Origin of the sequence: Streptomyces sp. NPDC048001 (assembly GCF_043203115.1) — a bacterium.
Taxonomy (GTDB): Bacteria; Actinomycetota; Actinomycetes; order Streptomycetales; family Streptomycetaceae; genus Streptomyces; species Streptomyces sanyensis.
Genome location: NZ_JBIDBN010000012.1, coordinates 109226 through 123011, shown reverse-complemented (window position 1 = coordinate 123011; position 13786 = coordinate 109226). Strand labels below are relative to the sequence as shown.

14 protein-coding genes are annotated in these 13786 nt (G+C 76.2%); 9 read left to right on the top strand and 5 right to left on the bottom strand.

All coding sequences use genetic code 11. From position 1 onward, the window contains the following. Positions 1–75: 75 nt before the first annotated feature. The 3 genes from ACGF15_RS22630 to ACGF15_RS22620 all read left to right on the top strand — a co-directional run bounded on the left by ACGF15_RS22630 (position 76) and on the right by ACGF15_RS22620 (position 2633). Positions 76–1317, top strand: a complete 1242-nt coding sequence (locus ACGF15_RS22630) for a pyroglutamyl peptidase (RefSeq protein WP_376427272.1) — start codon at positions 76–78, stop codon at positions 1315–1317. A gap of 7 nt (positions 1318–1324) precedes the next feature. Beyond that, a complete protein-coding gene (locus tag ACGF15_RS22625; protein ID WP_345610290.1) occupies positions 1325–2038 on the top strand; it encodes a carbon-nitrogen hydrolase family protein in 714 nt (237 codons plus the stop codon). Positions 2039–2171: 133 nt separating this feature from the next. Continuing rightward, complete coding sequence (locus tag ACGF15_RS22620; protein ID WP_392801399.1) at positions 2172–2633, top strand: cyclic nucleotide-binding domain-containing protein; 462 nt, start codon at positions 2172–2174, stop codon at positions 2631–2633. A 141-nt stretch (positions 2634–2774) separates the two neighbouring features. Here ACGF15_RS22620 and ACGF15_RS22615 read toward each other — a convergent pair whose 3' ends face one another. Both ACGF15_RS22615 and ACGF15_RS22610 read right to left on the bottom strand, forming a co-directional pair. Continuing rightward, positions 2775–3299 carry a flavodoxin domain-containing protein gene (locus ACGF15_RS22615; protein WP_345610293.1) on the bottom strand — a complete coding sequence of 175 codons (525 nt, stop codon included), beginning with the start codon at positions 3297–3299 and terminating at the stop codon, positions 2775–2777. A gap of 52 nt (positions 3300–3351) precedes the next feature. After that, a complete protein-coding gene (locus ACGF15_RS22610) occupies positions 3352–4281 on the bottom strand; it encodes a universal stress protein (protein ID WP_345610295.1) in 930 nt (309 codons plus the stop codon). 208 nt (positions 4282–4489) lie between these two features. Between ACGF15_RS22610 and ACGF15_RS22605 the strand changes: the two genes are divergently transcribed. Further along, on the top strand, positions 4490–5209 hold the full coding sequence (locus tag ACGF15_RS22605) for a DUF4389 domain-containing protein (protein ID WP_362607570.1): 720 nt from the start codon (positions 4490–4492) through the stop codon (positions 5207–5209). Positions 5210–5230: 21 nt separating this feature from the next. Here ACGF15_RS22605 and ACGF15_RS22600 read toward each other — a convergent pair whose 3' ends face one another. From ACGF15_RS22600 to ACGF15_RS22590, 3 genes are all read right to left on the bottom strand, one after another. After that, on the bottom strand, positions 5231–6097 hold the full coding sequence (locus ACGF15_RS22600; RefSeq protein ID WP_362607572.1) for an EI24 domain-containing protein: 867 nt from the start codon (positions 6095–6097) through the stop codon (positions 5231–5233). Between the two features lie 168 nt (positions 6098–6265). Next, positions 6266–6688 (bottom strand): organic hydroperoxide resistance protein, encoded by a 423-nt coding sequence (locus ACGF15_RS22595; RefSeq protein WP_345610301.1) that lies wholly within the window; start codon positions 6686–6688, stop codon positions 6266–6268. A gap of 78 nt (positions 6689–6766) precedes the next feature. Then, the gene (locus ACGF15_RS22590; protein ID WP_392801395.1) at positions 6767–7783 is read right to left on the bottom strand and encodes an NADP-dependent oxidoreductase; all 1017 of its coding nucleotides are present in this window, start codon (positions 7781–7783) and stop codon (positions 6767–6769) included. A 91-nt stretch (positions 7784–7874) separates the two neighbouring features. Between ACGF15_RS22590 and ACGF15_RS22585 the strand changes: the two genes are divergently transcribed. The 5 genes from ACGF15_RS22585 to ACGF15_RS22565 all read left to right on the top strand — a co-directional run bounded on the left by ACGF15_RS22585 (position 7875) and on the right by ACGF15_RS22565 (position 13673). Then, positions 7875–8306, top strand: coding sequence for a MarR family transcriptional regulator (locus ACGF15_RS22585; protein ID WP_345610305.1), 432 nt, complete (start codon positions 7875–7877; stop codon positions 8304–8306). A 1094-nt stretch (positions 8307–9400) separates the two neighbouring features. Beyond that, positions 9401–9976: a hypothetical protein gene (locus ACGF15_RS22580; RefSeq protein WP_362607579.1), complete on the top strand. Its 576-nt coding sequence runs from the start codon at positions 9401–9403 to the stop codon at positions 9974–9976. A 305-nt stretch (positions 9977–10281) separates the two neighbouring features. Beyond that, on the top strand, positions 10282–10764 hold the full coding sequence (locus tag ACGF15_RS22575) for a hypothetical protein (protein WP_345610309.1): 483 nt from the start codon (positions 10282–10284) through the stop codon (positions 10762–10764). Positions 10765–10914: 150 nt separating this feature from the next. Then, on the top strand, positions 10915–12054 hold the full coding sequence (locus ACGF15_RS22570; RefSeq protein ID WP_345610311.1) for a rod shape-determining protein: 1140 nt from the start codon (positions 10915–10917) through the stop codon (positions 12052–12054). A gap of 92 nt (positions 12055–12146) precedes the next feature. Then, on the top strand, positions 12147–13673 hold the full coding sequence (locus tag ACGF15_RS22565; protein WP_392801391.1) for a GAF domain-containing protein: 1527 nt from the start codon (positions 12147–12149) through the stop codon (positions 13671–13673). The last annotated feature ends 113 nt before the right edge of the window (positions 13674–13786 follow it).

Below are 13786 nucleotides of genomic sequence, written 5' to 3'. Positions count from 1 at the left end.
ACCGTGCCCCTCGACCGCTTACCGATACCGCGGCGGACGCGACCGCGCACCGCACCGGCCGCCCCCGCCCTCGCCGTGCTCGCCGCCTCCGCCGCCCTGGCGCTCGCTTCCGCTCCCCCCGGCGCCGCCGCCCCGCCGCCCGGCGGGTCCGCTCCCCCGCCCGGTGCGACCGCACCGGCGCCCACCGTCGAGGAGCGGCGCCTGTCCCGCCCCGAGCCGCAGGAGATCCTCCGGCGCGGCGGCCTCGCCGACGCGGGGCCCTCGCTGGAGCGGGCGCTCGGCCGCGCCCGGTCGCTCCACCAAGCCGAGGCCGCCGTGGCCCGCCACGGCGCGGCCCTGTGGGAGCGGGCCGTCGCCCGGGCCCAGGGCCGGGGGCCCGCACGGGGCGACCTGGCCCGCGGCGACGACCGCCCGCTCTACTGGGCGCGGTTGGACATGACGGCCCGGCTGCGCCACTGGGAGCCGCCGTTCGCCCTGGACGCGGCGGACCGGGCACGCCTGGAGGAGCGGCTGGAGCGCTCCTCGCGCGGGCAGGACTCGCTGCGCTTCCCGGGGGGCGGGGGCGTGCGGCGGGTGGTGGTGACCGGGTTCGACCCGTTCACCCTCGACCGTGACATCCGGATCGGCAACCCCTCGGGGGCCGCCGCGCTCGCCCTGGACGGCACCTGGATCCGCACGCCCGACGGCCCCGCCCGCGTCGAGGCCGCGGTCTTCCCCGTCCGCTGGGAGGACTTCACCGGCGGCGAGGTGGAGCGGACCCTGGCGCCCGTGCTCCCGCGGGCCGACCTCTTCGCCACCGTCAGCCAGGGGCGGGTGGGGCGCTTCGACATCGAGCGGTTCAACGGGGCCTGGCGCGGCGGCTTCCCCGACAACGCGAACCTCTCCCGCACCGGCACGGTGCCCGTCTCCGACCCGGCCTCGCAGCCCCAGTGGACGGCCACCACACTCCCCTACGCGGCGATCACCGAGGCCGCGACGGGCCCCTTCCCCGTCCTGGACAACACGGCGGTGACGGAGATCCCGGCGGGTTCCGCCGAGCCGGTGGTGCGGCCGCAGGGCCCGACCCCCGGCTCCACGGCCCGTGCGGGCGGCGGTGGTGACTACCTGTCCAACGAGATCGCCTACCGGGCGACCCTGCTGCGCGACCGGCTGGCGCCCGGCGTGCCCGGCGGACACGTCCACACGCCGGTGCTGCGCTTCGGGGAGGGCAACACCTCGCAGGTCACCGACCCCGAGTACGTCCGCAACCGGCGCGCGATCGTCGAGCAGGTGCGCATGATCATCACCGTGGCGCTGGAGGCACCGCCCGGGCGATGATGGCGGAATGAGGATCGCAGCAGCGCAGTTCCCGTCCGTGCCCGGTGACATCGCGGCGAACGTCCGCTCCATGGCCGGCCTCGTCCGCGAGGCCGCCGCCAGGGGCGCACGCTTCGTCGCCTTCTGCGAACTGGCCGCCCACGGCTACGCGCTGGAGCCGATAGCGGCGGACCCGGGAAGCTGGCTCACCGAGGACGACCCCCGGCTGGAGCCCGTGCGCGAGGCGTGCCGGGAGACGGGCACCGCGGCCCTGGTGGGCTGCGCCGCCCGCACCGACGGCGACCGGCCCGCCATCACGGCCCTGGTCATCGGCCCGGACGGGGAACTGCTGACCCGCTACGACAAGCGGCACCTGTACGGCAGGGAGTCGGAGGTCTTCACGGCCGGGGCGGCGGAGGGCCGGTTCACCGTGGACGGGGTGCGCTTCGCGGTGGCGGTCTGCTATGACAACCGCTTCCCCGAACTCGCGCGGAGCGCGGCGGCCGACGGCTGCACGGTCTACGCGGCCTCCTCGGTGCTGGTGGAGGGCAACGACTCCTTCGAGACCGTCTACCCGGTCCGGGCCCGGGAGAACGGGCTGTACGTCCTGGTCGCCAACCAGGTCGGCCCGGCGGACCCGGGCCACTGCCCGGGCGGCAGCGCGGTGTGGTCCCCGGACGGGGCACGGGTCGCGTCGGCGGGCGCGCAGGCGCCGGGGCTGGCGGTGGTGGAACTCCCCTGACCTGCGGGGGCCGCCCGCCGCCGGGCACGGTTCCTTCGGGGCCGTTCGGCACCCCCGGCGGGGTCCACCAGCCCTCCCCCGGGGCCCGCGGGCGCCGCCAGACTGGTGGCGTCGTCCCGACGAGGAGGCCGCCATGAGCAGCAGTACCGCATCGCCGCGCGTCGCCGCCGCGCTGCCCGCCCCGTACCGCGACCGCCTGATGGGCTGCGCCCGCCGGGTGTCCTTCCCCGACGGGGCGCGGCTCTTCGAGGAGGGCGGGGCGGCCGACCGCTTCTGGGTGGTCCGCACCGGGAACGTCGCACTCGACGCCCGGGTCCCCGGCCGCCCCCGGGCCGTCGTGGAGACCGTCGGCACCGGTGAACTGGTCGGCTGCTCGTGGCTGTTCGCCCCCTACCGGTGGAACCTGGGCGCCGAGGCCACGACGCCGGTGCGCGCGGACGAGTTCGACGCGCGGCGGGTGCGGGAGCTGATGGACGCCGACCCGGCGTTCGGCTCGGCGCTGGGGCATGTCGTCGGCCGGGTGCTGGCCCATCGGCTGTCCTCGGCGCGCATCAGGCTGCTGGACCTCTACGCCCCGCACGGCAGCGGCCTGTAGGTCCGTCGCCCGACACGGGGCGGCCCCGCGGACGGCTCCGGGGCCGGCCCGCAGGGCGGCGGCGCCCGGACCTGCCGGACGCTGACGGCGGCGCCCGGACCGGGCGCCGCCGTCAGCAGGGACCCGGGCGGACGCAGGGGCTCAGGCGGACGCCGCGGGGCCCGGGGCGGCGTGGTTCAGCTCCTCCCCGATGTGGTGGGCCCAGCTGCGGATCCTCTCGGGGTTGCGGAAGTCGCCGCCCTTGCCGCCGCGCACCATGGCGCGGGCGAACCGGCCCGGGGTCTCCTCCGTGAGGCTGCCGCCGAAGGTGATGTGCTCGCGACCGCCGAGGCGCTTCATCTGCCGGGCGACACCGGGCACCGGCTCGATCTCCCGTTCCTCGGCGGAGGTGTCGACGGGACCGCTGCTGAACAGCCACACCGGGCGCTCGCGGAGCTGCTCGGCATGGCGGCGGGCGCACCGGCGGGCCTTGCCGCTCCAGTGCCCCGCGTAGAGGGAGCCGCCGAGGACGACTCCGTCGTAGCGGCTGACGTCGGTGACGGACTCCGCGGGCATCACCTCGGCGTCGAGTCCGTCCTCGCGCAGGGACCTGCCGATCTCGTCGGCGATTCCGGCCGTGGCGCCGTGGCGGCTGCCGTAGGCGACGAGCACACGCTTGCGGTTCATGGCTTCTCCCCGGGTGGGATCGATGGCCGGTGGGTGAGGGGGGCGTGCGGTCTCAGTCCGTGTGCGCATGGCGGGCGTGCCGCTGCCGCTCCTCGGCGAAGGCGGGCGGCACCACCTCGACGGGGCAGTGGGCGTGGTGCAGCACGCTGTGGGCGACCCGGCCGAGGGACGGGCGCCCCACGGGCAGTTTCCTGCGGTGACTTCCCATGACCAGCAGGTCCGCGTGGGCGCTGGCCTCGACGAGGGCGCCGGGGACGCTGGTGCCGGTGTCGACGTGGGGGCTGACGGTCAGCTCCGGAAAGACCCCCTGCACCTGGTCGGCCAGGTCCTTGAGCTCCTGCACCCGCTCGCGGGCCACGTCGTCCAGGTCGTCCAGCATCGTGGCGACATCCCCCACATGGCCCAGCACGTTCCAGACGGCGAGCATCCGCAGGGAGGCCTTGCGCGCCTCGGCCTCGGCCGCGGCGAGCAGGAGCCAGTCGAGGTCGGCGGCTCCGTGGACGGCCGCCGTGACCGTGCCCGTGCCCGGGCGGTCCGCCTCGCCCCGGACGACGACCACGGGCACCTCGGCGCGGGCCACCACGCCGAGGCCGACCGAGCCGAGCAGCAGCGCGGAGAACCCGCCGAGCCCGCGGCTGCCGACCACGACCGTCGCCCGGTGAGCGGCCGCGGCCCGCAGTCCCGCCAGCGGCTCCATCCGGCTGAGCTCGGTGGTCATGGCCAGGTCGGGGAAGCGCTCCCGGACGGCCGAGGCGGCCTCGACCAGCAGGTCGTGACCGGCCTCCCGGACCGACTGCAGGGTCTCGGCGGTGGAGAACAGGGCGCGCCGGTCGGTGTCGGCGGCGTGGACGAGGGTGAGCGGGCGGCCCCGGCGGTCCGCCTCCGCGGCGGCCCACAGCACGGCCTCCCTGGCTCCGTGGGAGCCGTCCACTCCGACGACGACCCCGCCGAGTTCCGGGCGGGTGGGGATGTCGCTCTGCATGACTCCTCCTCCGGCATGGGCGGCGGGGCCCGGCGGTGCGCAGCCCCCGGTGCCTCCACCGTCGCACCGCACGACCGGGGCGGGAAGGGCCGACCGGTCCCCGGGGGGCCCGGTCGGCCCCGGCCCGCGCCGTACCGCGCGGAGACGGTCGGCCTCGGGGGGCCCTCCGGGGCCGGGCGGAGGACGATGGGGGCAGGAGGTGATCCGCATGGCTGTCCCCGGCTACCCGCCCGTGAGGGTGTCCGCCCGGCTGGACGAGCCGCTCTCCCGCTGGCTCTGGCTGGTCAAGTGGCTGCTGGCGCTCCCCCACTGGATCGTGCTCGCCTTCCTGTGGACGGCGTTCCTGGTGCTGAGCGTGGTCGCGTTCTTCGCGATCCTGTTCACCGGCCGGTATCCGCGGCAGGTGTTCGACTTCAACCTGGGGGTGCTGCGCTGGTCCTGGCGCGTGTCCTTCTACTCCTACGGGGTCCTCGGCACGGACCGGTACCCCCCGTTCAGCCTGGGCCCGGAGCCGGACTACCCCGCGCGCCTGGACATCGCCTACCCGGGGGAGCTGTCGCGCGGTCTGGTCCTGGTGAAGTGGTGGCTGCTGGCGCTGCCGCACTACCTCGTGCTGGGGGTGTTCCTGGGCGGTGTGCGCGGCACCTGGAGCACCGGGCTGAGCGGTCTGCTGGTCCTGTTCGCGGGGATCGCGCTGGCCGCGACCTCGCGCTACCCGTCCGGCATCTTCGACCTCGAGGTGGGGCTGCACCGCTGGGCGCTGCGGGTGGCCGCCTACGCGGCGCTGATGACGGACGCCTATCCGCCCTTCCGGCTGGAGCAGGGCGGCTCGGAGGCGGACGGGGACGGGCCGGGAGCCTTCGAGGCGGACGCGCCCGGGCCTGCCGCGTCCGGACCGGACTGGACCAAGCCGTCCGGCCCGGCATGACCCGGCCGGTTCCGCCGGGCCTCAGCCTTCGCGGCCCGCCTCGGGCCAGTGGACCGGCGGCGGGGTGGCGCCCGCGGGCGCGGCGGGCGACTGCGGCGCGGCGGGCGGCTGCGGCGCGGCGGCGCCGGGAGCGGCCGCGTCGGCGGCCTCGCCCTCCGGGACCATCGCGCGCGCCATCAGGGTGGCCCCCGCCACCGCCCCGGGCATCAGCAGCACGGCGACGAAGGGCACCAGGAAGGCGAGGACGAGGGGGACGCCGAAGCCGAGCGCGCGCAGCCGCCGGGCGCGCAGCAGGGCGAGGCGCTCACCGAACGGGACCCCCCGGCGCTGGAGCGCGACCGCCGTCAGCTCCTCGGTGAGGAAGAAGCCCGAGACGCAGAAGCCGATCACGGGGACCACGGTCTGCCCGGCGACCGGGATGAAGCCGCAGGCGAAGAGGATCACCCCGTAGAAGGCGACCCGCAGCAGGATCCGCAGGGAGTCCCGCGCGGAGATCCACAGTTCCCGCCAGAGGGGCAGGTCGGAGGTGGGTACCCGGCCGCCCTCGGTGCGGTCCACCTGCTCGGAGAGCGACTCGTAGAAGGGCTGGCCCACCAGCAGGGTGACGGCCGTGAAGGTGATCACCGCGAGGAAGAGGCCCAGCGCGAAGAGCAGCGCGGTCAGCGTGCCCCGGAGCAGGCCCTGCCACGGCGAGGTCCAGTCGTCGGCGAAGGGCGTCGCCCAGGACGTCACGTCGTCGGCGCCGGCGACCAGGCCGGCGAGGGCGGCCGCGTAGAGCACCAGTGTCACCAGACCGGGCAACAGGCCGAAGCCGAACCACCGCCCGTGCCGGAAGACCCAGCGCTGACCCTGCATCAGATAGGAGAAGCCCACCCCGAGATCACGCATGGGCCAAGCCTAAGGGGTGGCTCTTCACCCTCGGTGGCGGAAGCGTCTTCGGTGCGTCCGGATCGTGTACCGGTTCCCGCGGCCTCCCCTGGTGCGGGGCGCCGGGCCGCACGGAGGACGCGGCGCCCGCCCGGGGACCGGGCGGGCGCCGCGGACGGCCGGCCTCCGTCAGACGGCCAGGTCGACCGTGATGTTGCCGCGGGTGGCCTTGGAGTAGGGGCACACCTGGTGGGCCTTGGCGACGAGGTCCCGGGCGGTGGCCGGGTCCACCTGCGGGATGGTCGCCGAGATCCTCACGATGATGCCGAAGCCGTCGTCGTTCCTGCCGATGCCGACCTCGGCGGTCACCGTCGAGCCGGAGACGTCGACGTTCTCCTGACGGGCGACGACGCCGAGGGCGCCCTGGAAGCAGGCGCTGTAGCCGGCGGCGAACAGCTGCTCCGGGTTGGTGCCGGAGCCGCTGCCGCCCATGGCCTTCGGCGGGTTGACGACGACGTCGAGGCTGCCGTCGTCGGTGGCGACGCGCCCGTCGCGGCCGTTGTGCGCGGTGGCCACGGCCGTGTAGAGCACGTCGGACTGCTGGATGGACATGGAGTCGTTCCTCCTGCTGGTTCGCCGCGACTCGCGCCCACGATCGCGACGGCTGCGCAAGAGCCTAACGGGTGACGCTCAGGCCAGGGAAACGATCATCTTGCCGGTGTTCTCGCCCCGCATCAGGCCCGCGAAGGCGTCGTAGCCGCGCTCGATGCCCTCGACCACGGTCTCGTCGTAGCGGAGTTCGCCGGAGGCGATCCAGCCGGAGACGTCGCGGACGAACTGCTGCTGGAGGTGCTTGTGGTCGTTGACCAGCATGCCCTGCAGGCGCAGCCGCTTGCCGATGACCAGGGCCAGGTTGCGCGGGCCGGGGGCCGGCTCGGTGTTGTTGTACTGCGCGATCATGCCGCAGATGGTGGCCCGGCCGCCGATGTTGAACGAGGAGATCGCGGCCTCCAGGTGCTCGCCGCCGACGTTGTCGAAGTAGACGTCGATCCCGTCGGGGGCGGCCTCCTTCAGCTGCTCGGCCACGGGGCCGTTCTTGTAGTTGAAGGCCGCGTCGAAGCCGTACCTGTCGACGAGGAGGGAGACCTTCTCGTCGGAGCCGGCCGAGCCGATCACCCGGGACGCGCCCTTGATCCGCGCCATCTGGCCGACCTGGCTGCCCACGGCTCCGGCGGCGCCGGAGACGAAGACGGTGTCGCCCTCCTTGAAGGAGGCGACCTCGAACAGGCCCGCGTAGGCGGTCAGGCCGGTCATGCCCAGCACGCCGAGGTAGGCGGAGAGGGGCGCGAGCTTGGCGTCGACCGCGACGGCATGCTCGGCGGGGAGCTCCGCGTACTCGCGCCAGCCCAGCCCGTGCAGCACGTGGTCGCCCACCGCGAAGCCCTCGGCGGAGGAGGCGACGACCTCGCCGACCGCGCCGCCGTCCATCGGGCGGTCCAGCTGGAACGGCGGGGTGTAGGACTTGACGTCGTTCATCCGGCCGCGCATGTAGGGGTCGACCGAGAAGTACAGGTTGCGGACGAGGATCCGGCCCTCTCCGGGCGCGGAGACCTCGGCCTCCCGCAGCGCGAAGTCCTCGGGCTTCGGCACGCCGTGCGGACGGGCGACGAGGTGCCATTCACGGCCGGACGTGGGAAGAGCGGACATGGTGCGTGCCTCCAGAGAGATACTTCAGTACGTGAAACAACCATGCCCCTGGATATTTCATGTTGTCAAGTAAATGGGTATCCTGATGCCCATGGCCACTCCCGGAGCAGACCCCCTGACCATCGAGGTCGTCGAACTCATCGGCGCCGTCGTGGCCCGGTACCACGAGGAGTACGAGGAGGCCGCCGCCCAGCACGCCCTCACCGGTGTGCAGGCGCGGGTCCTGAGCCTGCTCTCCCTCGAACCGCTGCCGATGCGCCGCGTGGCCGAGCGGCTCAAGTGCGAGCCGTCGAACATCACCGGCATCGTGGACCGGCTGGAGGCCCGCGGCCTGGTGGAGCGCCGTCCGAGCCCCGACGACCGCCGGGTCAAGCTCGCCGGGGCCACCGAGGAGGGCCGCGCCACGGTCTGCCGCCTGCGCACCTCGCTCGACTTCGCCCGGGAGCCGCTGGGAGAGCTGTCGACCGAGGAGCGCACCGCCCTGCGCGACCTGCTGCGCCGGATGCTCGGCACCCGCGACTGAGGCACCCCGGTACGGCCCCGCACCGGTCCCGGCGTCACGGCCGGGCCCGGCGCACCTGCCGTCGCGGCTCAGACGCACCACCACAGGAACCGCCTGCACGGTGGTGCCTCCGGAGCGGGAGGCGGCGAGGGCGAGGCGGAGACGGAGGGGGAGGCCGAAGGAGGTGCGGCCGAGGACGGCGAAGCGCTCCCGCCGGGACCGCCCGAAGCCTCCGGCGGCCCGCCGGTGGGTGCGGGCGAGGACCCCTCAGGCACCGGGGGCGCCGCCCCGGCCGGCCCCGAGGGGCTCGCGGCACCGGGCGCGAGGGCCGTGGCGGGGGCCCCGCCCGCGGAGGGCCGCGCACCGCCGCCCGTGCCGGAGGGGCGGGCCGTGCCCGTACCGGCGGGCCGGGGGGCCGCGGAGGGAGCCGCCGGCCGCCCGGCGGCCTCCTCGGGGCCGGACGCGGACGCCCGGGGGGTCACCGGCTCCAGCGGCTCCGGCTGCTCCGGCGCGGTGGCGGCGCTCTCCCTCACCCGGGTCGCGGCCCCGTCGCCCGCTCCCCCGGCGGCCAGCTCGGCCAGCCCCAGGAGGCCCGCCGCCAGCACCAGGCCCGACACCCCCACCACGACCGTGCGCCCCCGCCCCCGGCGGGCGCGGCGGGCGCGATGCCCGGGCGCGGCGGCCGTGCGCCCGGCCTGCCGCCGGGCGGACCGCGCACCCGACGGACGGAGCGGTACCGCGGCCGGCTCCCCCGGAGCCCGGGCGCCCCGCCCCACGGGCGGACCGGTCCGGTCCGGCGGCGGTGCGGCACGGTGGGCGGGCGTACGGGCCGGGGCGGCGGCCGGTCGCCCCGCGGCGGGTGGTGCGGAGCCGAGGCGGCGGAGCTCCTCGGCGGGGGTACCGCACCCGGCGCAGGCCAGAGCTCCGTTGAGGTGCCGTCCGCACGGGTGGCAGTAGTCCATGGCCCTCGGAGACTAGGCGGACCCCCGGAGCGAAACGGCGGGACCGCGGTGAGGATCCTGTGTGGAATCCGGGCCTTTCTGCGCAGCCCCGCGGCCCGCTGGATCCCCGCGTCCGCCTCCGGCGTCCGGCCACGGCCGGGCAGGATGTCGTGCATGGACCACAGCGCCCCCTTCGGACCGCTCGACTTCCAGCTCGTCCTGCTGCGCCGCATGGCCGACCACCGGCCGGAGCTGGTCGAGGAGGCCCGCCGCGCGCTCGGCGCGGACGCCGCGCGGATGCGCGAGGCCAACCGCCGCTGGCAGGCCATGGCCCGCTCTCCCCGCGGCCGCGGCACCCTGGCCCGCTACCGCTCGGCGCTGGGACCGCCGCCGGAGGTGGAGCCGCGCCGCATCGGCGACCTCGCCTGCGAGGCCCTGCGCTGGCCGGTGCCGCTCTGGCCCGGCCTCCGTTTCGAGGTGCTCGCCTCCGCGGGCGGCGGGCCGGGCGGCAGGGCGGTGTGGAACGAGTGGCTGGTACGCGCCCCCGGTGAACCCGGCCCGGTACTGGACGGCGCCGCGGACCTCACGCCCTGGTCGGCGACGGTCGACGAGGTGGCCCGCGCCTTCGCGCCCGCCAGGCCCCTTCCGGGCACGGCACCGAGCAGGATGCGCCTGGCCTTCACCGACCCCGCCGACGGCGCGGAGCGCGTCGCCGACTTCACCTGGGGGCTGCTCCAGCAGGTGGACTGACGGCAGCGCCGGGCGGGGGCGGCAGACCGGGGAAGGGAGACCGCGGCGGGGACGGGAGACCGGAGGGAGGAGGGAAGGGCCGCCCGGGGCCGCGCGAGCCCGGCGCGGGCCGCGCGCCGTCTCCTCGGCCCCGCGACACCGCGGCCCGCGCCGGGTTCCGGATAGTGGATCGACCACCCGGTTTCGGGCAAGGTGTGCACAACTGTCCCCCACCGTCCCCCGGAGTCCGTGCGCCCCGGCAGGGCCTCCCGGCCCCGACCGCGCCCGTCCGCCGAGCGCCGGACGGGTCCACAGCACTGGAGTCGATGGTGCAGCCGCGTGCGACGTTCTGCGGCGTCTACGGCCTGGTGCAGGCCACCGTCCTGCTGGCGGCCCTGCACTCCGAGGGAGAGGTGTACACGCCCTTCGCCGACGCGGCGTGGATCCTGGTCACGGCCCTCGCCTCGGTGCTGGCCCACGGCTACGCACACCACATGGCCGCCCAGAGGGAGCGGGGTGACGCGGTGTCCGACCTCTGGCGGGGGCTGGGCGTCGCGGTCAGGGGGGAGTGGCCCATGGCCGCGGCGTGCCTCCCCACGGTGCTCCTGCTGGTCCTGGCGGGACTCGGCGACTGGCCGGAGCCGGTCACCACGGCCACGGGGCTGGGCATGAACACCCTGATCCTCTTCGCCTGGGGCGCCCGGACCGCGCTCTCCGTGGGGTACCGCCGCACCTCCGCCCTGCTCGCGGGCGCGGGCGACGCCGCCATCGGCGTGCTGATCGCCCTCGCCAACGCGGTGCTCAAGTAGCGGACCCGTCCGGGGCGACGGCACCCCGCGGGGCCCGCCCGGCCCGCGCCCGGGTGGCTCAAGCGGGCGCCCGCCCGGCTCAGCCCAGCGCGCGCGCGGCCGCCCGCGGCCGGACGATGCCAGGAGGTACCGCACTCGGGAGGACTCGCCATGACCGTCAGCCTTGAGCAGCTGCGCCGCTGCCATGTGGCCGTCGACCTCGGAGCCGCGCGCACGCGCGTGTTCGTCAAGGGCGCCGGACTCGTCGTCGACGAGCCGAGCGTCGCCGCCGTGAACACCCGGACCGGCGCGCTCATCGCCGTCGGCGCACTGGCCGAGCAGATGACCGGCCGCACGCCCGACTACATCCGGGTCGCCCGCCCCGTCTCCGGGGGCACCGTCGTGGACATCGAGATGGCCCAGCGGATGCTGCGCCATCTGCTCGGCGAGAAGCTCCGCCGCCAGCTGCGCCGGAAGCCCCGGCTCCGGGCAGCCGCCAGCACCCCGCACGACAGCGATCCGCTCGCCCAGCGGGCCACCGTGGAGACGCTGGTGGGGCTCGGGGCCCGCCGGGTCGAGCTGGTCGACACCCTGATCGCGGCGGCCGTGGGCTGCGGACTGCCGGTCGAGCAGCCGACCGCGACCATGATCATGGTGTGCGGTGCGGCGACCACGCAGATCGCCGTCCTCTCCCTCGGGTCCATCGTCACCGCCGAGCGCATCCCGATCGGCGGCAACGCCATCGACTACGCCGTCATCCAGCACCTGCGCCACCAGCACGAGCTGCTGCTGCCCAGCCAGTCGGTGCGCCCCCTGCAACTGGCCCTGCGGGGCAACGGCCTGAACGCCCAGGGCCCGGACGTGACCGAGATCCACGGCCGCGACGTGGCGACCGGGCTGGCCCGCTCGGTGCGGGTGGACACGGCCGCCGTCCGGGACGCGATCCACACCCCGCTGACCTCCGTCATGGACGGCATCGGCAAGGTGCTGCGGGTCTGCCCGCCCGACCTGGTCGCGGACCTGGTGGACCGCGGGATCATGATGGTCGGCGGGAGCGCCCTGCTGCCGGGGCTCGACCAGATGCTCCGCGACGCCACCGGGATGCCGGTGCAGATCGCCGAACGCCCGGACGCCTGCACGATCCTGGGGCTCGGGGCGATGCTGGAGGGCCGCATCCGCCCGATGACCCTGGACCCGCTCGCCGACTCGATCCCGGACACGGAGCCGGGCGCCCGCTCCGCGTTCCCCGCCGACGCCGGCGGAGAGGTGCCGCTGCCCGCGGCCGCCGACGCGGACGCCGAGGTCCGCTGAACTCCGGCGGGCCCCTCGGAGGCCCCTCCTCTCCGGACGACGGCGCCGGGTCCGGCGCGCCGCCGTCCGAAGCGGCGGGCCTGCTCCGGGCGATGGTCACCGCCGGGAACGCCCCCTCGCTCGGGCCCGCCCTCAGCCGCCTCGCGGACGCCGCCGCCGAACTGGTCGGGGCGCGCTACGCCGTGCTGAGCGTCGTCGACCCCGAGCGGGGGCTGGTCGACGCCCTGTTCACGGCGGGGCCGGGCGCGGAGGAGCTCCGGCGGGCCGCCCGGCGGCCCGCGGCGGGGGCGGGCCTGGCGGGCCAGCTGCTGCGCAATCCCCGCCCCCTGGTCCTCCGTGAGCCGACCGACGACCCCCGGATCTGCGGCCTGCGGGCGGACGCCCCGCGGCCGGGCGGGTTCCTGGGCCTCCCGCTGCGGGTGGCCGAGGAGGTGTTCGGGAACCTGTACCTCGCGCGGACCGAGGGGGGTGCCTTCAGCGGGGACGAGGTGCGGCTGCTGACCGTCCTCGCCGCGCAGGCGGGCATCGCGATCGGCAACGCGCGGCTTCAGGAGACCGCACGGCTGCGGGAGCGGTGGATCGAGGGCGCGGCGGCCGTGACCAACACCCTGCTCGCCGAACGCAGCGCGGCCGATGCGCTGACCACCGTCGCGGAGCAGGCCCGGGTGCTGGCCGACGCGGCCGCGGGGGTGGTGCTGACCCCCACGGGGGACGGCGGCATGGAGATCACCGCCGCGTCCGCCCCCCGGGACCCGGAGGGGCTGGTGGGCACCACGATCCTGCCCGGCTCACCGGTCCTGGTCCAGCTCCTGGGCGGGGAGCCGGTGTTCATCGAGGACTCGGCGACGGACCCGAGGATGACGACGGCGGTGCGCACCCGGTTCGGGCCCTCGATGATGCTGCCGCTGCAGAGCGGCGGGCGGCTGGTCGGCACCCTCGCCCTGCCTCGGCGCCGCTACGGCCGTCCCTACACGGAGCTGGAGCGGCAGTTGGCGGCCCGGTTCGCCTCGCAGGCCGCGCTGGCGCTGGTACTGGCCGGGGCGCGGGCCGATCGCGAGCGGCTCGCCGTCTTCGAGGACCGCGACCGCATCGCCCGGGACCTGCACGACCTGGTCGTCCAGCGGCTGTTCGCGACGGAGATGATGCTGGAGTCCACCCGGCGGCGGGCCACCGAACCGGTCGCCGACGAGCTGCTGGCCCGCGCGGTCGACGAGCTGGACTCCACCGTCCAGGAGGTGCGTACGGCGATCTTCGCGCTCCAGCAGCCTCCCGCCGACGCCTCGGCCACCTTCCGCGGGCGGGTGCTGCGGGAGACCGCCGGTGCCGCGGCGCTGCTGGGCTTCTCGCCCTCCGTCCGCTTCACCGGTGCCGTCGACGCGCTGGTCGGACCCGAGTCGGAGGAGCTGCTTCTCTCCGGGCTGCGCGGCGCACTGGCCGCCGCCCACCGCAGGCCGGGGGTGTCGCGCATCGAGGTGGAGGTCGACGCGACGGCCGCGCTGCCCTCCGGCGGGGCCGGGGTGCGGCTGCGGGTGTACGACGACGGGCTGCGCGAGGACGGCACCCGGGGCACGGAGTCGCTGACGCAGGCACCCCGCGCGGAGCCGCCCGACGGCGTCTGACCCCCGGCCCGGCCCTGTCCCGGCGGGAGGCGCGGGGGCGATGATGCCCCGGGGCCGCGCGGTGGGCGCGGCCCGGTGGCGCCGCCGTGACGCGGCGCACGCGACGCCCGGAG

Bases quoted from the DNA above. Each gene is read 5' to 3' on its own strand.
- ACGF15_RS22625 (WP_345610290.1), top strand. From the start codon at position 1,325: ATGAGGATCGCAGCAGCGCAGTTCCCGTCCGTGCCCGGTGACATCGCG.
- ACGF15_RS22620 (WP_392801399.1), top strand. From the start codon at position 2,172: ATGAGCAGCAGTACCGCATCGCCGCGCGTCGCCGCCGCGCTGCCCGCC.
- ACGF15_RS22615 (WP_345610293.1), bottom strand. From the start codon at position 3,299: ATGAACCGCAAGCGTGTGCTCGTCGCCTACGGCAGCCGCCACGGCGCC.
- ACGF15_RS22610 (WP_345610295.1), bottom strand. From the start codon at position 4,281: ATGCAGAGCGACATCCCCACCCGCCCGGAACTCGGCGGGGTCGTCGTC.
- ACGF15_RS22605 (WP_362607570.1), top strand. From the start codon at position 4,490: ATGGCTGTCCCCGGCTACCCGCCCGTGAGGGTGTCCGCCCGGCTGGAC.
- ACGF15_RS22600 (WP_362607572.1), bottom strand. From the start codon at position 6,097: ATGCGTGATCTCGGGGTGGGCTTCTCCTATCTGATGCAGGGTCAGCGC.
- ACGF15_RS22595 (WP_345610301.1), bottom strand. From the start codon at position 6,688: ATGTCCATCCAGCAGTCCGACGTGCTCTACACGGCCGTGGCCACCGCG.
- ACGF15_RS22590 (WP_392801395.1), bottom strand. From the start codon at position 7,783: ATGTCCGCTCTTCCCACGTCCGGCCGTGAATGGCACCTCGTCGCCCGT.
- ACGF15_RS22585 (WP_345610305.1), top strand. From the start codon at position 7,875: ATGGCCACTCCCGGAGCAGACCCCCTGACCATCGAGGTCGTCGAACTC.
- ACGF15_RS22580 (WP_362607579.1), top strand. From the start codon at position 9,401: ATGGACCACAGCGCCCCCTTCGGACCGCTCGACTTCCAGCTCGTCCTG.
- ACGF15_RS22575 (WP_345610309.1), top strand. From the start codon at position 10,282: ATGGTGCAGCCGCGTGCGACGTTCTGCGGCGTCTACGGCCTGGTGCAG.
- ACGF15_RS22570 (WP_345610311.1), top strand. From the start codon at position 10,915: ATGACCGTCAGCCTTGAGCAGCTGCGCCGCTGCCATGTGGCCGTCGAC.
- ACGF15_RS22565 (WP_392801391.1), top strand. From the start codon at position 12,147: ATGGTCACCGCCGGGAACGCCCCCTCGCTCGGGCCCGCCCTCAGCCGC.